The 19776-nt window shown below is 66.1% G+C and carries 20 protein-coding genes and 2 pseudogenes; 19 read left to right on the top strand and 3 right to left on the bottom strand.

The features are described from left to right. The first annotated feature begins 168 nt into the window (after positions 1-168). The 15 genes and pseudogenes from FNJ84_RS18035 to FNJ84_RS17970 all read left to right on the top strand — a co-directional run bounded on the left by FNJ84_RS18035 (position 169) and on the right by FNJ84_RS17970 (position 11884). Positions 169-399, top strand: a complete 231-nt coding sequence (locus FNJ84_RS18035) for a hypothetical protein (protein WP_143794669.1) — start codon at positions 169-171, stop codon at positions 397-399. Next, entirely contained in the window at positions 371-1246 is an 876-nt protein-coding gene (locus FNJ84_RS18030) for an ATP-binding protein (protein WP_143794668.1), read from the top strand. Before FNJ84_RS18035 ends, FNJ84_RS18030 begins: the two co-directional genes overlap by 29 nt. Positions 1247-1265: 19 nt before the next feature. Next, positions 1266-1895 carry a hypothetical protein gene (locus tag FNJ84_RS18025; protein ID WP_143794667.1) on the top strand — a complete coding sequence of 210 codons (630 nt, stop codon included), beginning with the start codon at positions 1266-1268 and terminating at the stop codon, positions 1893-1895. 14 nt (positions 1896-1909) lie between these two features. Beyond that, positions 1910-3574 carry a DEAD/DEAH box helicase gene (locus tag FNJ84_RS18020; RefSeq protein ID WP_143794666.1) on the top strand — a complete coding sequence of 555 codons (1665 nt, stop codon included), beginning with the start codon at positions 1910-1912 and terminating at the stop codon, positions 3572-3574. Further along, positions 3571-3996 carry a DUF6511 domain-containing protein gene (locus FNJ84_RS22465; protein WP_255471281.1) on the top strand — a complete coding sequence of 142 codons (426 nt, stop codon included), beginning with the start codon at positions 3571-3573 and terminating at the stop codon, positions 3994-3996. The genes FNJ84_RS18020 and FNJ84_RS22465 overlap by 4 nt, the downstream gene beginning before the upstream one ends. After that, the gene (locus tag FNJ84_RS18010; RefSeq protein ID WP_143794665.1) at positions 3996-4763 is read left to right on the top strand and encodes a hypothetical protein; all 768 of its coding nucleotides are present in this window, start codon (positions 3996-3998) and stop codon (positions 4761-4763) included. The genes FNJ84_RS22465 and FNJ84_RS18010 overlap by 1 nt, the downstream gene beginning before the upstream one ends. Continuing rightward, positions 4760-7054, top strand: coding sequence for an AAA family ATPase (locus FNJ84_RS18005; RefSeq protein WP_143794664.1), 2295 nt, complete (start codon positions 4760-4762; stop codon positions 7052-7054). The genes FNJ84_RS18010 and FNJ84_RS18005 overlap by 4 nt, the downstream gene beginning before the upstream one ends. A gap of 359 nt (positions 7055-7413) precedes the next feature. Then, positions 7414-7932 (top strand): hypothetical protein, encoded by a 519-nt coding sequence (locus FNJ84_RS18000; protein ID WP_281827336.1) that lies wholly within the window; start codon positions 7414-7416, stop codon positions 7930-7932. A 5-nt stretch (positions 7933-7937) separates the two neighbouring features. Then, a complete protein-coding gene (locus FNJ84_RS17995; RefSeq protein ID WP_172321752.1) occupies positions 7938-8132 on the top strand; it encodes a hypothetical protein in 195 nt (64 codons plus the stop codon). Continuing rightward, complete coding sequence (locus tag FNJ84_RS17990; RefSeq protein WP_143794662.1) at positions 8125-8571, top strand: DUF6362 family protein; 447 nt, start codon at positions 8125-8127, stop codon at positions 8569-8571. The genes FNJ84_RS17995 and FNJ84_RS17990 overlap by 8 nt, the downstream gene beginning before the upstream one ends. A 406-nt stretch (positions 8572-8977) precedes the next feature. Next, a complete protein-coding gene (locus FNJ84_RS17985; protein WP_143794661.1) occupies positions 8978-10318 on the top strand; it encodes a site-specific DNA-methyltransferase in 1341 nt (446 codons plus the stop codon). 1 nt (position 10319) lies between these two features. Next, positions 10320-10829 (top strand): annotated as a pseudogene (locus FNJ84_RS22460) (DNA cytosine methyltransferase); the annotation flags it as partial. A 202-nt stretch (positions 10830-11031) separates the two neighbouring features. Then, positions 11032-11430: a hypothetical protein gene (locus FNJ84_RS22455; RefSeq protein WP_255471283.1), complete on the top strand. Its 399-nt coding sequence runs from the start codon at positions 11032-11034 to the stop codon at positions 11428-11430. After that, the gene (locus tag FNJ84_RS17975; protein ID WP_089389373.1) at positions 11427-11642 is read left to right on the top strand and encodes a hypothetical protein; all 216 of its coding nucleotides are present in this window, start codon (positions 11427-11429) and stop codon (positions 11640-11642) included. The genes FNJ84_RS22455 and FNJ84_RS17975 overlap by 4 nt, the downstream gene beginning before the upstream one ends. A gap of 44 nt (positions 11643-11686) precedes the next feature. Then, on the top strand, positions 11687-11884 hold the full coding sequence (locus tag FNJ84_RS17970; RefSeq protein ID WP_089389374.1) for a hypothetical protein: 198 nt from the start codon (positions 11687-11689) through the stop codon (positions 11882-11884). Positions 11885-11932: 48 nt separating this feature from the next. On the opposite strand, the gene FNJ84_RS17965 is transcribed toward FNJ84_RS17970, so the two are convergent. Then, positions 11933-12505, bottom strand: coding sequence for a DUF3489 domain-containing protein (locus tag FNJ84_RS17965; RefSeq protein ID WP_089389375.1), 573 nt, complete (start codon positions 12503-12505; stop codon positions 11933-11935). Positions 12506-12595: 90 nt separating this feature from the next. Then, positions 12596-12856, bottom strand: coding sequence for a hypothetical protein (locus FNJ84_RS17960; RefSeq protein ID WP_089389376.1), 261 nt, complete (start codon positions 12854-12856; stop codon positions 12596-12598). Between the two features lie 111 nt (positions 12857-12967). On the opposite strand from FNJ84_RS17960, the gene FNJ84_RS17955 reads away from it, so the two are divergent. After that, positions 12968-13528, top strand: coding sequence for a hypothetical protein (locus FNJ84_RS17955; protein ID WP_143794659.1), 561 nt, complete (start codon positions 12968-12970; stop codon positions 13526-13528). A 46-nt stretch (positions 13529-13574) separates the two neighbouring features. Next, positions 13575-14687 (top strand): annotated as a pseudogene (locus tag FNJ84_RS17950) (phage terminase large subunit family protein); the annotation flags it as partial. Between the two features lie 398 nt (positions 14688-15085). On the opposite strand, the gene FNJ84_RS17945 reads toward FNJ84_RS17950, so the two are convergent. After that, entirely contained in the window at positions 15086-15673 is a 588-nt protein-coding gene (locus FNJ84_RS17945; protein WP_255471282.1) for a TetR/AcrR family transcriptional regulator, read from the bottom strand. A gap of 298 nt (positions 15674-15971) precedes the next feature. Here FNJ84_RS17945 and FNJ84_RS17940 point away from each other — a divergent pair, with 298 nt between their 5' ends. Together FNJ84_RS17940 and rbbA are read left to right on the top strand one after the other, a co-directional pair. Next, positions 15972-17039, top strand: coding sequence for an HlyD family secretion protein (locus FNJ84_RS17940; RefSeq protein WP_036707939.1), 1068 nt, complete (start codon positions 15972-15974; stop codon positions 17037-17039). After that, the gene (gene rbbA / locus FNJ84_RS17935) at positions 17036-19774 is read left to right on the top strand and encodes a ribosome-associated ATPase/putative transporter RbbA (protein WP_036707940.1); all 2739 of its coding nucleotides are present in this window, start codon (positions 17036-17038) and stop codon (positions 19772-19774) included. The genes FNJ84_RS17940 and rbbA overlap by 4 nt, the downstream gene beginning before the upstream one ends. Positions 19775-19776 lie beyond the last annotated feature (2 nt).

Below are 19776 nucleotides of genomic sequence, written 5' to 3'. Positions count from 1 at the left end.
CGCTGCCCGTTCGGCCGGATGTCCACCCCATAGTCCCTGAGAAACTCCACCGTAGTCGCCATCGCGAAACTCCCGCCCAATCTCCATCAGGCGCGAAATCTCAGGTCACGTGAAAATGCGGAAGGTGGGGCACAGGCGACGCTTACCCAGCAGGACAATCTGGCGGACATGATCGGCAAGGATCGAGGATCCAAGCCGCCACTCTTGCTGGGCACCGGCAATCCGAGGGCCAAGCTGAACGAAGACTTGGTCAGACGCGCCTTCCGACTCCGGGAGAACGGCGCCTCCACCTACCGCATCGCGCATGAGCTCGGCGTCAGCCGTCCGGCGATTTGCTCGGTTCTCAACAGAAAAACATGGAGGCATGTGGATGTCCGGACTTCCAATCATATCGGCTGATCAACGACTTGCAGAGCCCAGAGGTATCAAGGGCTGTATCTTCGGGGTCAGCGGAATTGGCAAAACGTCGCTCCTCTGGACCCTGAACGCATCGACGACCCTGTTCATGGATCTCGAGGCGGGCGATCTCGCAATTGAGGGCTGGGCGGGCGACAGCATCCGGCCGCGAACCTGGACGGAATGCCGGGATTTCGCGGTGTTCATCGGCGGGCCGAACCCGGCGCTCCGCGACGAGCAGCCCTACAGCCCGGCGCACTATAAGGCAGTCTGCGACCGCTTCGGCGATCCGGCCGCGCTCGACCGCTACGACACGATCTTCGTGGACTCGATCACCGTGGCGGGGCGGCTGTGCTTCGGCTGGTGCAAGGGCCAGCCCGAGGCGCTTTCGGAGAAGACCGGCAAGCCGGATGTGCGCGGGGCCTACGGGCTTCACGGACGCGAGATGATCGGCTGGCTCACGCATCTCCAGCACACGCGGGCGAAGAACGTCTGGTTCGTCGGGATCCTCGACGAGAAGCTCGACGACTTCAATCGCAAGGTGTTCCAGCCGCAGATCGATGGCTCGAAGACCGGGCTGGAGCTGCCGGGGATCGTCGACGAGGTGATCACCATGGCCGAGCTTAAGGCCGATGGCGATCCCTATCGCGCCTTCGTCTGCCACACGATCAACCCCTGGGGCTTTCCCGCCAAGGACCGCTCCGGCCGGCTGGATCAGGTCGAGGAGCCTCACCTCGGCCGCCTGATGACAAAGATCCGCGCCCCCGTCGCGCCAGCGCCCAAGCGCCTGACCTACACCCCGCCACCCGCCGACCCGGCGGCTGACGCCCCATCCCAACCGCAATCCTGATCAGAAAAGGAGGTTCCCCATGGGTTCCTGGAACGATTTCAACGACGCGCAAAGCAACACCAACCTGATCCCCAAGGGCACGCTGGCCAAGGTGCGCCTGACCATCCGCCCCGGCGGTTTCGATGATGCCTCGCAGGGCTGGACCGGCGGCTATGCCGCGCGCGGCTCGACCGGGGCTGTCTATCTGAACGGCGAATTCACCGTGACCGAGGGCCAGTACGCCCGGCGCAAGATCTTCACCCTGATCGGGCTCTACAGCCCGAAGGGGCCCGACTGGGCCAACATGGGCCGCAGCCTCGTGCGCGGCATGCTGAACTCGGCGCGCGGGATTTCCGACAAGGACATGTCGGCGGAGGCGCAGGCGGCGCGGCGGATCAACGGCTTTGCCGATCTCGACGGGATCGAGTTCATCGCCCGCATCGACATCGGCACCGACGCCAGCGGCGACGACAAGAACGAGATCCGCAGCGCGGTCACGCCGGATCATCGCGATTACCCGCAGGTCATGGGGACGGCGGCGCTGCAGTTCGGCGGACAGAGTGCAGCCGGACATGCCCCGCAGCAGCCCACCCCTGCGGCAGCGGCACATCAGCCCAGCCAGCCCGCGTCCGCCCCCGGCGCCGCCGGTCGGCCGAGCTGGGCGCAGTAAGGGGGAGACCGGCCATGCGCCTGCGCCCCCGCCAGAAGACCTTCGTCGAGCGCAGCGTGGCTGCGCTCGCTTCCCGCGGCAACACGCTGGGCGTGGCGCCCACCGGCGCGGGCAAGACCATCATGCTCTCGGCGGTCACTGGCGAGATGATCGGCGACGGCGCCAGGGCCTGCGTGCTGGCGCATCGCGACGAGCTGACCGCGCAGAACCGCTCCAAGTTCCAGCGCGTGGTGCCGGGCGTCGCCACCTCGGTGATCGACGCCACGGAGAAGTCCTGGGGCGGCCAGGTCGCCTTCGCCATGGTGCCGACGCTGGCGCGGGCCTCGAACCTCGCCGACATGCCGCGCCTCGACCTGCTGGTCGTCGACGAGGCGCACCATGCCGTCGCCGACAGCTACCGCCGCATCATCGACCGCGTGCGCGAGGCCAATCCCGACGCCCGCATCTTTGGGGTCACGGCCACGCCGAACCGGGGCGACAGGAAGGGCCTGCGCGAGGTCTTCGACAATGTCGCCGACCAGGTGCGGCTGGGCGAGCTGATCGCCTCGGGCCACCTCGTGCCGCCGCGCACCTTCGTCATCGACGTGGGCGTGCAGGACGAGTTGCGCTCGGTCCGCAAGACGATGTCGGATTTCGACATGGCGGAGGTGGCGGGCATCATGGACCGCGCCCCCGTCACCGACGAGGTGATCCGCCACTGGAAGGAAAAGGCGGGCGACCGTCAGACCGTGGTGTTCTGCTCCACCGTCGCCCACGCCGAGCACGTCACCGAGGCGTTCAGGGCGGCGGGCGTTTCCGCCGCGCTGATCCACGGCGATCTGGCGGCCGAGACCCGCAAGGCGATCCTCGCCGACTACGCCGCGGGGGACATCCGCGTCGTGGTCAACGTGGCGGTGCTGACCGAGGGCTGGGACCATCCGCCCACCTCCTGCGTCGTGCTGCTGCGCCCCAGCTCCTACAAGTCCACCATGATCCAGATGGTCGGGCGCGGGCTGCGCACCGTCGATCCCGAGGAACACCCCGGCATCGTGAAGATCGACTGCATTGTACTCGACTTCGGGACGTCGAGTCTCACGCACGGCACGCTGGAACAGGATGTCGATCTCGACGGCCGCGTTCCGACGCCGGGGGAAGCCCCCACGAAGCTCTGCCCCGAATGCAAGGCCGAGATCCCGATCGCGGTCACCGAATGCCCGATCTGCGGGTGCGAGTTGCCGCGTGAAGGCGGGGAGCCAATCGACAGTATCGTCATGACCGAGCTCGATCTTCTCGAGCGATCGAGTTTCGCGTGGGTGGACCTGTTCGGCGACGACGCCGCGCTGATGGCCAACGGCTTTCACGCCTGGGGCGGCGTGTTCTTCCTCGAGGGCCGCTGGCACGCGGTCGGGGGCGCCAAGGGCAAGGCGACGCGGCTCCTGAGCGTGGGCGAGCGCATCGTCTGTCTCGCGCAGGCCGACGACTGGCTGAACACCCATGAGACCGACGAGAGCGCCTTCAAGTCCAAGGGCTGGCTGAAGCAGGACGCGACGGAAAAGCAGCTGAATTGCCTGCCGCCGGAGTTCCGGCGCGATTACGGCCTGACGCGCTATCGCGCCTCCGCGCTGATCTCGTTCCAGTTCAACAAGCGCGACATCCGGCGCCTCGTCACGGCGGCCGAGCCCGAGCGGAGGGCGGCGTGAGCCATGTCGCGCAAGTCCCATCCCCGCCCGCAGCGCCTGCGGATTGCCCGGAGCGTATTCGGCTCTGGCACCCGCGCCTCAAGCCCTGCGCCGTCTGTCTGCGCCCCGCGCGCGGCTTCGGTTTCTTCAACCCCAACAAACCCCGCCCCCGCGAATACCGCTGGTTCTGCTCGATGCACTGCCAGGCGTTCTTCGCGGCCCGCCACCGGAAAGGACTGACCATGCAGGGAACGACCGATGAAGAACGCCTCGCCATAGCGATGGTGATGAAGCGGCTGGGTCAGACAATGGACCTGATCGGCTGGGACAAGCGGCTGCGCGATCTCACCGAAACCGATGTCACCGCCCTGATTGAGGAGGTGCTGGAAGGTTACGGCGCCGAGATGTCGCGCATCGCCGCCGGGAGCGAGGTGCCGTTCTGATGTTGGATTTCAACCCGCGCCCCTCCATGGCCGAGCGGATCAACGCGCTGGTCGACGCGGCGCTGATCGCCGAGCGGGACGCCACGCCGCCCCGGACCTATCTCGGCGCATCCCGTCTCGGGCATGCCTGCGAACGCGCGCTGCAGTTCGAGTTCGCGGGTGCGCCCAAGGATGATGGCGTGGATTTCGGCGGCCAGACCCTGCGGATCTTCGAGATCGGACATCAACTCGAGGATCTGGCGATCCGCTGGCTGCGGGCGGCGGGGCTCGACCTCTACACCCGCAAGGGCAACCGCCCCGATGGCGAACAGTTCGGCTTCTCTGTCGCGGGCGGCCGCATCCGTGGCCATGTCGACGGGATCATCGCCGGCACCCCGGCCGCGCTCGGTCTTCGCACCCCGGCGCTCTGGGAGTGCAAGACGATGAACGCGAAGAACTGGCGGGCCTGCGTCAAGGACGGGGTTGCTGTCTCCAAGCCGGTCTACGCCGCTCAGATCGCCATCTACCAGGCCTACATGGAGCCTTCGGTGCCGGGGATATCGGCCGCACCGGCGCTGTTCACAGCGATCAACAAGGACACGGCCGAGCTGCATCACGAGCAGGTCGCCTTCGATGCCGATCTGGCGCAGCGCATGTCCGACCGCGCGGTGCGGATCCTGCAGGCCACCGACGCGGGCGAGCTGCTGCCCCGCATCGCCGCCAACCGCGACTTCTTCGAATGCCGGTTCTGCGCCCATGCCGAACGGTGCTGGGGGTTGGCGGCATGAGTGACGACAAGATCATCCACTTCAACCCGTGGCGGGATTTCAACGACGCGGCGCCGCTGCCCGATCCCTTCGCCGTGGAACCGGACCCTGCGCAGATCGCGCGCTTCGTCGACGTGGTCTTCGGCTATTCCGAGGGACTGATCCCTGTCCGTGGCTTCGTGGACAAGGGTCAGGGCAAGGACGGCCGGCCCCACAACATCTGGATCGACGCGAACGGCGCGGCGCCCGACAAGCTCGCCACCTTCGCCGCCTGGGGCGCGCGCGAGGGCGCGGCGGTCTATGTCATTCCCGGCACGGTGGCGGAAACCGGACAGGCGCGTGCCGCCGATGTCCTGCAGATGCAGAGCGTCGTCGTCGATCTGGACGCAGGCGACATCCCAGCCAAGCTCGATCACCTCGTCCACCATATCGGGCGACCGACGCTGATCGTCGAGAGCGGCGGGCGCACAGCCGATGGCGCGACCAAGCTCCACGTCTGGTGGAAGCTGACCGAGCCCGCCGACGGCGCCGAACTCGCGCGGCTTTGCCAGTTGCGGGGCGATATCGCGCTCAAGGTCGGCGGCGACATGCATTTCCGCTCGGCGCACCAGCCGATCCGCGTGCCCGGCACGGTCTATCACAAGGGCGGCCAGGAACGGCTCGTCCTGATCCGGGAAGCCAGCGATCTCGAGTTCGATCTGGCCGACATGCTCGAGCGCGCGGGCGAGATGCCGCCCATGCCTGGCGTCGGCATGGCGACGGCCGAGCCGCGCGAGAAACCCGGCGTGGACGCAGCCCTGATCACGCCGGTCCGCGAGGGCGGCCAGGATGCCTGGACGCGGTTCGAAGGCGTCAGCATGGCCATCGGCCACTATGTCCGCATGGCGCATGAGGGGCGGATGAGCCGGGAGGAAGCCTGGCGCGCGATCGGCGAATACAACGCGGCGATGATCCGGCCGAGCTGGCCGGAAGACCGTCTCTGGGTCGAATACGAGCGGCTCTGGGCGCTGCACATCGCGAGGAACGGCCCGCCGCTCATTCGGAACGACGGCGCTCCTGCGGCAAGGGAGATCGCCACCTTCACCTTGGGGGCGCTGCTGGACGACGGCACGCCGATGCCCGACGACATCATCGGCCCGCGCGTCCTGACCCCGGGCGGCATGCTGGTGCTGGGCGGCGCACCCAAGGTTGGCAAGAGCGATCTCGTCATCAGCTGGCTGGTGCACATGGCTGCCGGTGTGCCGTTCCTTGGCTTCACGCCGCCACGGCCGCTGCGCGTGTTCTATCTCCAGGCCGAGATCCAGTACCATTATCTGCGCGAGCGCATGCAGCAGATTGGCCTGCCGCCCGAGGTGATGGCCGCCGCCCGCGAAAATCTTGTTGTCACGCCGAAGCTGAAACTGCTCCTCGATGAGGGTGGCAGCCCGCTGGTCGCGCAGGCGATCCAGCAGGCGTTCCCGGCCGAGCCCGTCGACATCCTGTGCATCGACCCGATCCGCAACCTGTTCGACGGCGGACCTGACGGCGGTGGCGAGAACGACAACGCCGCGATGATGTTCTTTCTCAAGGACCGGGTCGAGGTGCTGCGCGACCACGTGAACCCCGACTGCGGGATCATCCTGATTCACCACACCAAAAAGCTGAGCAAGCATCAGGTGAAGGAGGATCCGTTCCTCGCGCTCTCGGGCGCCAGCGCCCTGCGGGGCTTCTACACCTCCGGGCTGATCCTGCACCGCCCCGACGAGGACGCGTCTGAGCGCAAGCTGGAGATTGAGCTGCGCAACGGCCCCGCGCTGCCCTCGAAGCTGATCGACAAGGTGCGCGGCCAATGGGTCCAGATCAACCCGATGAACGAGCGCCTCGTGCGCGCCGAGGTGGGCGCAAAGCATGACGCCGAGCGCATGCGCAAGAACGACGTCATCCTCGGTCTGCTCTACGAGGAGGCGCGGCGCGGCAAGCTCTACACCTTCGCCCAGTTTTCCGAGGCATTCGAGAATACCGGGGGGCTCGGCGGGCGGACCATCGTCCACGACCGGCTCAGCGTTCTCGCCACCAAGGGCAAGGTCAAGTTCATCCGCGGCCCCGCCGCCACGCGCATCGGCCTGGCCGCTGAGCGGAGCAAATACGGCTATCTCTGCGTCGAGGGAATGCTGTTTGGCACGGGCGGCGAGACCGTCGATCCCGACACGGGCGAGGTCACGCCGGAGCTGATCCCGGCGCTGCCCAGCCACTACAAATGCCCGCAGACCGGGGCCGTCCTGCCCGTCGAGAACCCCTCCGTCTGGGTCTATCAGGAGGAGGACGAAGCATGAAAACTCACGCCGTTCCCCGCCGCGAATTCTGGCTCCGCAGCCCCGGATTCTGGGCAGAATCCGCGAATTCTGCTCCCCGCGCGAATTCTGGATTCTGGCTTTTCCGATTTGATTTCAGTGGCTTGGAAGGTGCTTTCCAGAATCCGGAAGGGCCTTTCCGAATTCTAGTCAGGATTCTGGAAGTTCTGTTTCGGATCAATGCGTTGGAGCAGATTTCAGAATTCGGAAAACGCCCCCCTAAAGGGGTAGGTGACCTCCCCGCCAAGCGCGGGAGGGTCACCACCTACCCCTGGGCGATCTCAAAGGCTGGATGTCCCGCCCGTCACCCCATCGAGCAGCAACCCGGAAAGGAGCCGATCATGGCCCACGTATCTCTGAACCCGACACCCATGAGCGCCCCGTTCCCCGGCGTGCCTGTCGTTCTCGCCCTCGATCTCGGCACCACGACCGGGTGGGCCCTGCAGGCGTCTGATGGCCTGATCACCAGCGGCACGGTGTCGTTCCGGCCCAGCCGATACGATGGCGGCGGCATGCGCTACCTGCGGTTCCGGGGCTGGCTCGACCAGCTGGCGCACGACGCCGGAGCCATCACCGCCATCCATTTCGAGGAGGTGCGCAGGCATGTCGGCACCGACGCGGCGCATGTCTATGGCGGGCTGCTCGCCACGCTGACGTCATGGGCGGAGACTGCGGGCGTCGCCTATCAGGGCGTGCCGGTCGGCACCATCAAGCGCCACGCCACCGGCAAGGGCAACGCGAACAAGGACGCCATGATGGCGGCCGCCCGGGCGCGCGGGTTCACCCCGGCCGACGACAACGAGGCCGACGCCATCGCGATCCTGCTCTGGGCGCTGGAGACCCGGGGAGGTGTGCAATGAGCGGCATGCGGTTCACGCCCAAGGGTTACGGCGGGCGCCGCCGCAACCCCGACGAGGTCAAGCGCGACGGCTGGAAGGAACAGGGCCTGCTGGCCGTCGCCATCGACGACGACCGCCTGACCTGGCCCGAACGAGAGCTGGTACGCCAGCTCGGCGAGCGGCTCTACGGCAAGCGGGAACGGGAGGCGCGCCATGGGTGAGTGGACCACAGCACAGGTGCGGGATCGGCTGGAGCTTGCGGCGGGCGTGATGCGGCAGATGCCGGGCGTGATGCCGCAGGGCTTCTTCAACGCATGGCCCGAGTATTTCCACAGCTTCGCCGACAAGGTCGGTCAGGAACCGCAGATGCGTCGCCCGAGGCCCAGCCCGCGTCAGATCACGCAGGCCGAGGAGGCGATGCTCTGGCTGCGCTGGCTGGAGCCCGAGGATGGGCGCCTTGTCTGGACCCGCGCCGACGGAATGGCGTGGAAGCCGATCTGCTGGCAGTTCGGCCTGTCGCGCACGGCCGCGACCAAGCGCTGGCAGTACGGCCTTGCGGTGATCACCTGGCGGCTGAACGGTCGCGTGCCGTCGCCCCGTCGGTCGCAGCAGTTCGTCATCGAAAACGCCAATCGCCTGTCAAGAAAAATCGTCCTCTGAGGAAATTTTCGGGTGTACATCGCAGGCCCTTACACATTTCGACGAGGCCGTTAGAAAACGAATATGCTCGGGAGAGGAGCGCGCAGGCAGAGGCCGCGCCGCTGGCTTCCGGGGTCCAGCGAAGGGTCCAGCCGGGGCCCAATGGGCTAACCCATTGAGTTCGCGGTTCCTTCTGCGCGACATTCGTATGCTGGCGGGCGAAGCGCGGCACATCGCTAGCGACAGGGCCGGATTTTTGGGAAGCCAGCCGGAAGCCACCGCCGCCTGAACTCAGCTGAAACACTGCAAAATCAAACCCTTGAAGCTGGACACCCCTGGTGGCCGCTGGACCCCGCGTGGAGTCCAGTCTGGACCCCGGAGTCCGGAAAATAGGGGTATCCACCCTGATCCGAGGAATGACCCGCCGATGACGCTTAGCTTTGCCCCGGATCGGATCGAGATGTGGCCGCTGGCGAGGCTGCAGCCTTATGCTCGCAATGCCAAGACGCATGGTGCCGATCAGGTCGCCAAGATCGCCGCCAGCATGGCCGAGTTCGGCTGGACTGTGCCCTGCCTCGTCGCCGAGGACGGCGAACTGATCGCCGGGCACGGGCGCGTGCTGGCCGCGACGCAGCTCGGGCTGACCGAAGCGCCGGTGATCGTGCTCGGTCACCTCACCGAGGCGCAGCGGCGGGCATACCGGATCGCGGACAACAAGCTGACCGAACTCGGCACTTGGGACGAGGCGCTGCTGTCGGCGGAACTGAACGACCTGCTGGCTGAAGATTTCGACCTGTCGCTGGTCGGGTTCTCCGATGGCGAGTTGGACAAGCTGCTGGCCTACGTCGCGGAAGACGACGGTGAAGTAGGTGGCGCCGGGGGCTCCGTGCCGCCGGTGACCATCCCCGAACCCCCTCGCAATCCTGCGTCGCGCATTGGCGATCTCTGGATCCTCGGCGACCATCGCCTCCTGTGCGGTGACAGCACCAGCGCGGCCGACGTGCGCCGCCTGATGAACGGCGAGCGGGCGATCCTGTTCGCGACGGACCCGCCGTATCTCGTCGACTACGACGGCTCGAACCACCCGACCCGCAACAAGGATTGGTCTGCCTCCTACGGCACGACCTGGGACGACAGTTCGCAGGGGGCCGATCTCTACGACGGCTTCATCGCTGCAGCCGTGGCCGAGGCGATCGCCGAGGACGCCGCCTGGTACTGCTGGCACGCCTCCCGCCGCCAGGCGATGCTGGAAGCCTGCTGGGAAAAGGCCGGGGCCTTCGTGCATCAGCAGATCATCTGGGTGAAGGACCGCGGGGTTCTTACCCGGTCGCACTACCTCTGGAAGCACGAACCCTGTTTCATGGGCTGGCGTCGTCCGAACCGCCCGCCCAAAGTGGCCGAGGAAACCCCGCCGTCGACATGGGCGCTGCCCAGCTTTGCCAAGGATGACAGGCCCGACCATCCGACGCCGAAGCCGCTCGACGCCTTCGGGATCCCGATGCGCCAGCATGTGGCGCGGGGCGGCCTTTGCTACGAGCCATTCTCGGGGTCCGGTTCGCAGATCATGGCGGGCGAGGCCAATGGCCGCCGCGTCTTCGCGATGGAGATCAGCCCGGCCTATGTCGATGTCGCCGTCGAACGCTGGCAGGCCGAAACCGGCCGCGATGCGATCCTCGACGGGGACGGCCGGACCTTCGCGGCCGTGAGAACCGAGCGGCTGGCGGAAAGCACGGCCGAACCTGAAACCTTCCCCGAACCCGCCGCGTGACATGCATGACCTGGCTCTACATTCCACCGGACGCGCTTCCGGAACGGCAGACGCATGCCTCTTCGGCCTCTCCCTCTGCTCCGGAGCAGGCGGGCTGGACCTCGGGCTCACGATCGCCATCCCCGGATATCGTGCTGTGGGCCATGTCGAACGGGAGACCTTCGCCGCAGCCACTCTCGTGGCGCGGATGGAGGACGCGTCCCTGGATCAGGCTGTTGTCTGGGACGACGTTGGAACCTTCGACGGCCGCCCATGGCGCGGCGCGGTGGATATCGTCACTGCGGGCTATCCGTGCCAGCCGTTCTCTGTCGCAGGCAAACGCCGGGGCGCGGACGACCCGCGCCACCTCTGGCCGCATGTTGCCCGCATCATCGGAGAGGTCCAGCCGCACTTCGTCTTCCTCGAAAATGTCGCCCATCATCTCCGCCTCGGCTTCCCCGAAGTCGCTGCAGGACTGGTCGGCATGGGCTACAAGCTTGCGGCAGGCCTCTTCACGGCGGCGGAAGTCGGTGCGCCCCACAAGCGCGAACGGCTGTTCATCCTCGCCATCCGCGAAGGAGACGAGTTGGCCGACCCCGCGCGCCTGCTCTGGGACCCGGTCGAGTGGCGGGAACCGGACGGAACTGCTGCGGCTCTGGCCGACGCCGAGGGCCAGCGCCAACGAGAACCGGCAGACGAAGCCCACGCCCTCTCAAGAAGCTGGGCACCATGGGATGAATCTCGCGACGACGGCCGCGATGTGGCCGACGCCGATGGCGAACGGGCGTGCCAAGCCGAGCGCGGGCAATCGCCGGTCGGCCGATCTGACCCATTCGGCGGGGCTGTGGATGACCCCGACGGCGCGGGATCACAAGGACGGGGCAACGAGCTTGGCGAATACGCCGGTGAACGGCCTGCTTGGCCGCCAGGTCCTGTTGACGCCGATGGCTGGGAGCGATACCTCCGAGCCGCGCCGGACCTTGAACCCGCTGTTCGTCGAGGCGCTGATGGGTTGGCCCACCGGGTGGACCGGCTTCGGCTCTGTGGCAACGGCGTGGTCCCCCTGGTTGCGGCGCATGCGCTGCGAACTCTGGCAGCTCAACTTCTGGCCGATGGATGAGGCAGCGGCATGAAGCAGTCCCGCCTCATGTCGCTGGTCGAGACCGCGACAAACGTCGTGGTCGGCTACGTCTTGGCCATCGCCACGCAGATCGTCGTGTTCCCGTGGTTCGGGATTGAGACGGGGCTCCCGGAGCATCTGACCATCGGCCTCGCCTTCGTCGGCGTCTCGCTGGCGCGCGGCTATCTGCTGCGACGGCTCTTCGAACGCCTGCGCGGCTGGTGACCGTTTCGCTGACAAGCGCTTGGTCGGACTGGTAGCCTTCGGGCATGTCCGAAGGCTGGCAACATATCGAGATCAACGATCTCGGGACCATCGTCGTCCTGCGTCCGATCTCGGACGAGGGGCGGGACTGGTTTGCGGAGCATGTCGGCGAACCTGAGCCGGGCGGCATCTACACCTGTGAGCCGCGCATGGCGCAGGACATCCTGCAGGCCGCCGCCCGCGATCTGCTGTCGTGGCAATGAGAAACCGCCGCCCGGTCGGGGCGGCGGCGTAGCAATCGTCTCACGGAGTCAGGCTGCCGAAAGCCTGTAGACCCGTCCGCGCCCCTCGACCTTCTCCGAGGTCACCTCGAGCCCGAGCTTCTTCTTCAGCGCCCCGGCCATCGCGCCGCGCACAGTGTGCGACTGCCAGCCCGTGGTGGCGGTGATCTCCTCGATGGTCGCGCCTTCCTGCGCGCGCAGCATGGCGATCAGCGTGGCCTGCTTCGTCCCCTCGCGCGGCGTGCGCGCCTTGGGCGCGGCTTCAGGCGCGGTCGGGGTGTCCGTCGCGGGCGCGTCGCTCGGCGCGTGGTCGACGCCCACAGGCGCGGTGTTCGTGTCCTCGGGCTCGATGCCGATGGCGGCGAGCCCTGCATCGGTGGCGACCAGTGTTGTGCCGTGCCCGTCGCCGGTTTCGCGCCACATCGGTTCGCCCTTGCGCAGGTCGGCGTCGACCTCCTGCAGGAGACCCTTGGAGAGCATCGCGCCGACCACCTTGGCGGCGGCACCGCCGCGCAGGCTCTCGGGCAGCGGCAGGGCGATGTGCTCGGGCCGCTGTGCTGCGGCGCTAAGGATCAGGGATTGGGTGTCGGAAAGCTGGGTCATCGTCGTCTCCCGTATCGGGGCGCGCGGGATGCGGGCCCTTCTACGAGGCCGAGCCCGCCAGGCGGCGGGCGGGACCGGGAGTGGGTCATCTCACTCGGCGTGTTCGCCTTCGTGGAAGGCCATATCGCTGATCTCGCGCAGCTTGGCGCGGTAGTGGTTCAGAGTGCCGACGTGGCCCCAGTGGATCTCGTCGGGGCTGGTATCGAAGTGGTCGGCGCTGAGGGTGGCGAGGCGTTCCAGCATCGCGTCGATCTCGAACTTGGCGGCGAGGAAGGCGTCGAGGGCCTTGTTCGACCGCTCCCTCGAACCGGTGGCGGGAGCGGTCTCACTGTCAGTCGCGCGGCGGGTCATCGTGGTGGCTCCGTGGTGAGTTGCATCGTTTCGTTGGAGACACGTTCGCTCTGTCCGCGATGCTCATCAACGAGATAAGCGCATGATATTGAACGATAATCGGAGCCGTCGATGCAGGGCATGAGCGAGCGCCAGTATGCCGCCCATGTCGGGCTGTCGCGGGGCGCGATCCAGAAGGCGAAGACGGCCGAGCGGCTGGTCCTCTATCCCGACGGCAGCATCGACGCGGTGGCCAGCGACGCCAGACGTGCCGAGACGACGGACCCGTCGAAGACGAGAAAGCCGCCCGCGGCGAAGCTGAAGCCTGTCCCCGAGGCGGCGGTGGCGGCCGTCGGCGACACGCTACGCGAACAGGGGCTGGCGGTTCCGGCGGTGGGCGGCGGCACGACCTTCCTGCAGGCGAAGACCGCGAACGAGGTGCTGAAGGCGCAGGAACGGCGCATCCGGCTCTCGAGGCTGAAGGGGGAGCTGATAGACCGGGTCCGGGCGCTGGCGCTGGTGTTCCGGCTGGCGCGCGAGGTGCGGGACGCGTGGGTGAACTGGCCTGCGCGCGCATCTGCGCTGATGGCGGCCGATCTGGGTGTCGAGCCAGCCGCGATGCAGAAGGTGCTGGAGAAACATGTACGCGCCCACCTCGACGAGCTTGCCGAGGTCCGGCCCGACTTCCGGTGATGAGGACCGATTTCGCGACAGCGAAACGGAAGGGTCCAGTGGACCCTTGCGAGGGACGAATGCCCGGAGCGTAAGCGCAGGGCCGGAAGATGGCCTGACCGATTTCGACGGCGCGGGCGAGATCCTGCGCGCCTGGGGCAACGGGCTGCGGCCCGATCCGGACCTGACCGTCTCGGAATGGGCGGACCGGCACCGGATGCTCTCGGGCCGCGCTTCGGCGGAACCGGGGCGATATCGGACGGCGCGCACGCCTTACATGCGCGAGATCATGGACCGGCTGTCGCCCGGCGATCCCACGCAGCGGATCGTGTTCATGAAGGCCGCACAGGTTGGGGCGACCGAGGCAGGCAACAACTGGATCGGCTTCGCGATCCACCAGGCGCCGGGTCCGATGCTGGCGGTCCAGCCCACGGTGGAACTGGCCAAGCGGAACTCGCGGCAGCGGATCGACCCGCTGATCGACGAAAGCCCGGATCTGCGGGAGCGGGTCAAACCCGCACGATCCCGCGACGCGGGCAACACGATGCTGTCCAAGGAGTTCGCGGGCGGCATCCTGATCATGACCGGCGCCAACTCGGCGGTCGGGCTCCGATCGACCCCGGCGCGGTACATCTTCCTCGACGAGGTCGACGCCTATCCGGCCTCGGCCGACGAGGAAGGCGACCCGGTCACGCTGGCCGAGGCACGGTCGCTGACCTTCGCCCATCGGCGCAAGGTGCTGCTGGTGTCGACGCCCACCATCCGGGGGCTGAGCCGGATCGAACGGGAATACGAGGTGAGCGACCAGCGCCGGTACTTCGTGCCGTGCCCGCATTGCGGCGCGATGTAATGGCTGAAGTTCGACCGGCTGCGCTGGCAGAAGGGTAAGCCGGAAACGGCGGAATATCACTGCGAGGGCTGCGACGCGGCAATCACGGAACACCACAAGACGGCGATGCTGGAAAGCGGCGAGTGGCGGGCGACCGCCACGGCCGCCGATCCGACCACGGTCGGGTATCACCTCTCGGCGCTCTATTCGCCGATCGGCTGGCTGAGCTGGGAGCGGATCGTTCGGGCGTGGGACGCAGCTCAGGGGTCGGACGAGGCGATCAAGGCGTTCCGCAACACCATCCTAGGCGAGACATGGGTCGAGACCGGGGAAGCGCCCGACTGGCGGCAGCAGGAGACCAACAGCGCGCCATCCCCGCGAACAGGCACGGAAGCTGTTTCCGAGTCGGGATTTCCATTGATCGGGAAAATGGAAGCACTCGCCCATCCGCAGGGCCTTCGATGGGGGCCTCTGCAAATGTTGACCAGGTGTTGACAAGAATTTCAAAAGCAAAAACCCGACGGTTTAAGTCGGGATCCAACATTTTGATATCTTTGATTTGTTTGGTGCGGGGGCGCGCTACCTACGAGACCGACACTCGATCCAAGCGGCCATCTGACCGACCGTATATAGCCGCCTGAAAGCACCTGAGGCGTCCGATCAATCGTGTTGAAATCTCCGCACGAAACGCGGAAATCCCAACATGACTTATACAGGATCGCAGTTGGCAAGCTGACTTGGATAGTGGTCTAGATGGGACGCCAGCCGAATACCCCATCTGAACAACCAGGCAGCATTGCGTTCATCAGGGCGGTTTGCAGCATCTGTCGCTGATCCGCCTCGGGGATAGCCAGCAAATCCGCAGGCCCGAAAATCGCACGATGGGTCACGAAACCGCTGAGAAGGCTAAGCGCGAAATGCGCCCGTCCCGGATCCGCATGGCCAAACGCCCTGCTTAGAGGCAGGGCTAGTGACGTGCCAAAGAATTGCGCAATGATCGCCCGCGCCTCGCTGCAGAGGCTGGACTGTGTCAGTAAATGAAGCGGCCTGACATCTTCTACCTTGCGCGGATCACGCAGGAAGGCCAGATCGCAGATCCGGTTGATCATGGTCGCGCCATCGGGGCCCCCTGCGGCGATGTCATCGAGGGGCGCAAGCGCCAGCAAGGCCTGACGGAATATCTCGGCCTTCGACCCGAAGGCGCGATGGACATAGGCCACATCGACCCCAGCCGCGGCGGCGATGTCGCGCAGGCTGGTGTCGGAATAGGGCATCCGCGCGAAAAGCAGCATCGCCGATGCAAGAATGCGTTCTTTCCCGGTTGCCTGCCCCGGCATGCGGTCGGTCGAGTTGGCTGAGTTGAGCGTCCTTGGCATGGGTGGCTTGTGTTCGTCCGGTGGCTTCGACGCGAAGAAACTGAAAATGCTGCCCCGGAGCAGAGGTGCGGCAAGGTGCAGCCCACACCGGGTCGTGTTGTTTAGCTGGTTTTTCAACAGCAAACAACCAGCAGCCGCTTTTGCGCGACAATACAGGGTTTTACCCTGTCATTGAGCGTTGACAACAGGGGAGCGTAGGGCGAAAACCGCATCGGGACATGCGCGAAGCATCCATCAGCACAGCAATCAGAGGCAGATCATGGCAAAGCCCGGCAGAAACACCATTATTCTGGGCGGCCTGGCCGTTGTCGCCGTGCTTGGCTGGCTGGCCTGGGACCGGCTGCAACCCGCCGGTCTGCCGGCGGGTTTTGCCAGCGCCAATGGCCGGATCGAGGCGACCGAGGTGGATATCGCGGCGCTCACCGGCGGCCGAATCGCCGAAATCACCGCTGCCGAAGGTGACATGGTCAGCGCAGGCGATGTGCTGGTGCAGATGGACGTGGTGCAGCTGAACGCACAAAAACGTCAGGCCGAAGCGCAGCTTGCCCGCGCCGAAATCGGCGTCGAGACAGCAAGGGCGCTGGTCGCTCAGGCCGAGGCACAAGAGCGCGCGGCCCGGGCCGCGGTTGATCAGGCAGGCTCGGTTGCCGATGCCGCGTCGCGCAGGCTTGAACGCTCTGAGCAGCTTGCAAAGACCAGTGCGATCTCGCAGCAGGTGCTGGATGATGACCGCGCCCGGGACGCCCAGGCCCGCGCCGGTGTGGCCTCGGCCGAAGCCAGCCATGCGGCAGCGCTGGCGGGGGTCAGCAGCGCGCAGGCGCAGGTGGTCGATGCAAGTGCGGCCGTCGAGGCGGCAAAGGCGTCGATTGATGCGATCCAGGCCTCTCTGGACGACGCCACGCTGAAAGCGCCGCGCACGGGCCGGATCCAGTATCGCATCGCACAAGAGGGCGAGATTGTCGGCTCTGGCGGGCGGATCCTCAGCCTTGTCGATCTGGGCGATGTCTATATGACGGTTTTTCTGCCGACATCGCAGGTCGGCCGGGTGCAGGTCGGATCAGAGGTGCGCCTTGTCATGGATGCGGCGCGGGAATTCGTGATCCCGGCCACGGTTTCCTATGTTGCCGATGTGGCGCAGTTCACGCCAAAGACGGTCGAGACCGCCGATGAGCGCGAAAAGCTGATGTTCCGCGTCCGTGCCCGCATCGACCCCGAGCTGCTGTCGCGGCATATCGAGGATGTCAAAACCGGCCTGCCGGGCATGGCCTATCTGCGGCTTGATCCGGATGCCGCCTGGCCTGACTTTCTTTCCAATGTCGTGAAATGACCGGCTCAGTTGCCGGGGTCTCCGGCCTGACGCTGCGCTATGGCAAGGTCACGGCGCTTGACAATGTGACGCTGGAGATCCCTGAGGGGCGCATGGTCGGGCTGATCGGGCCAGACGGGGTCGGAAAGTCCAGCCTTCTGTCGCTGCTGGCCGGGGCACGTGTGATCCAGCAGGGCAAGGTCGAGGTTCTGGGCGGCGATATGCGCGATGTGGCGCATCGCAACCGCGTCTGCCCCCGCACCGCCTATATGCCGCAGGGTCTGGGCAAGAACCTCTACCCGACGCTTTCGGTCGAAGAGAACCTTGATTTCTTCGGCTCGCTTTTCGGTCATGACAAGGCCGAACGCGAGCGGCGGATCACAGATCTGCTGGCTGCGACCGGCATGACGCCGTTCCGGTCGCGCCCGGCGTCAAAGCTGTCGGGCGGCATGAAGCAAAAGCTGGGTCTGTGCTGCGCGCTGATCCATGATCCCGATTTCCTGATTCTTGACGAGCCGACCACCGGCGTCGATCCGCTGTCGCGCCGCCAGTTCTGGGATCTGATCGACCGCATCCGCGCGACACGGCCGGGGATGAGCGTGATCACCGCCACCGCCTATATGGAAGAGGCCGCGCGCTTCGACTGGCTGGTTGCGATGAATGCGGGCCGGGTGCTGGCCACCGGCACCACCAACGATCTGCTGTCGCGGACCGGGGCCGACACGCTTGATGCAGCCTTCATCGCGCTTTTGCCCGAAGAAGACCGGGGCGAAGACAGTGCCGTGGTGATCCCGCCGCGGACCACCGATGACAGCGATATCGCCATCGAGGCCGAGGGGCTGACGCAGCGCTTTGGCGATTTCGTGGCGGTCGACAATGTTTCCTTCCGCATCCCCAGGGGTGAGATTTTCGGCTTTCTGGGTTCGAACGGCTGCGGCAAGACGACGACGATGAAGATGCTCACCGGGCTTCTGGAGCCGAGTGAGGGCCGGGCAAAGCTTTTCGGCCATGAGGTCGATGCAAGCGATCTGTCGGTGCGCCGCCGGGTCGGGTTCATGTCGCAGGCCTTCTCGCTCTATTCCGAGCTGACGGTGCGTCAGAACCTTGATCTGCACGCGCGGCTTTTCGATATGGCGGCCGAGAAGATCCCCGCCAGGGTTGACGAGATGATCGCCCGGTTCGATCTGGGCGACGTGACCGACAGCCTGCCCGAGGCGTTGCCGCTGGGTATCCGCCAGCGGCTTTCGCTGGCGGTGGCGATGATCCATGCGCCCGAGATCCTGATCCTTGACGAGCCGACCTCGGGGGTGGACCCGGTGGCGCGCAACGGCTTCTGGCGCATTCTGGCGGAACTTTCGCGCAAGGATGGCGTGACGATCTTTGTCTCGACCCATTTCATGAACGAGGCGGAATGGTGCGACCGCATCAGCCTGATGCATGCGGGCAAGGTGCTGGTCTCGGACACCGCCGAGGGGATCACGAAAGCCAAAGGTTGCGCCACGCTGGAAGACGCGTTCATCGCCTATCTTGAAGAGGCGATTGGCGAGACGGCACCCGCCCCCGCCGCTGCGCCCGAGGCCGCGCCCGAGGCCCCCGCAGCCGGGGTGACCCATCACGCGCAGCAATCCGGCTTCAGCCTGCGGCGACTGCTTAGCTATTCGCAGCTGGAAAGCCTGCAATTGCAGCGCGATCCGATCCGGCTGACCATGGCGTTGGTCGGCAGCCTTCTTCTGATGATCGTGGTGGGGCTGGGCATCAACATGGATGTCGAGGATCTGACCTTCGCCGCCCTTGACCGCGACCAGACCACCACCAGCCGCAATTATATCGCCGATATTGCGGGATCGCGCTATTTCATCGAACAGCCGGCCCTGACAAGTTACGACGAGATCGACGCAAGAATGCGCTCGGGCGAGCTGGCGCTGGCGATCGAGATCCCGCCCGGCTTTGCCGCCGATATCGCGGCAGGCAGGGATGTGCAGGTCGGGGCCTGGTTCGACGGCGCCAACCCCAGCCGCGCCAATACGGTGCAGGGCTATGTGCAGGGCATGCATGCCGACTGGATCACACGTCAGGCGCGTCAGCTTTACGGTGACAAGGCGAGCGGCGGCAGTTTCGAACTGGTGACCCGATACCGCTACAACCCCGACGTGCGCAGCCTGAATGCGATGGTCCCGGCGATCATCCCGCTGCTTTTGCTGATGATCCCGGCGATCCTGACCACGCTTTCGGTCGCGCGTGAACGCGAACTGGGCTCGATCATCAATTTCTACGTCACGCCGGTGACGCGGCTGGAATTTCTGCTTGGCAAACAGCTGCCCTATATCGCGCTGGCCATGCTGAATTTCTTCCTGATGATGGCCATGGCGGTCACATTCTTCGCAGTGCCCTTCAACGGCAGTTTTCTGGGCTTTACCCTTTCGGCGCTGATCTATGTCACCGCGACCACGGCGCTTGGTTTTCTGGTGTCGGTCTTCATCGCAAGTCAGGTCGCGGCGCTGTTCGCGACCGCCATGCTGACGATGATCCCGGCGGTCAGCTATTCGGGTTTGATCTACCCGGTCTCTTCGCTGTCGGGTTTTGGCCGGGTTCTGGGCGAGATCTACCCCTCGACCTGGTTTATCACCGCCGCGCGGGGGGCTTTCTCCAAGGCCTTCGGAATGGCGGAACTGGCCGGGCCGATGCTGGCCATGGGCATCGCCATTCCGGTGATTATCGGGCTGGCGGCGGCCTTCCTGGAAAAACAGGCGAAGTGAGG

Source organism: Paracoccus sp. M683, from assembly GCF_007096355.1.
Taxonomy (GTDB): domain Bacteria; phylum Pseudomonadota; class Alphaproteobacteria; order Rhodobacterales; family Rhodobacteraceae; genus Paracoccus.
Note: the sequence above shows the minus strand (reverse complement) of the source record. Positions and strands in the feature narration are given on the sequence as shown.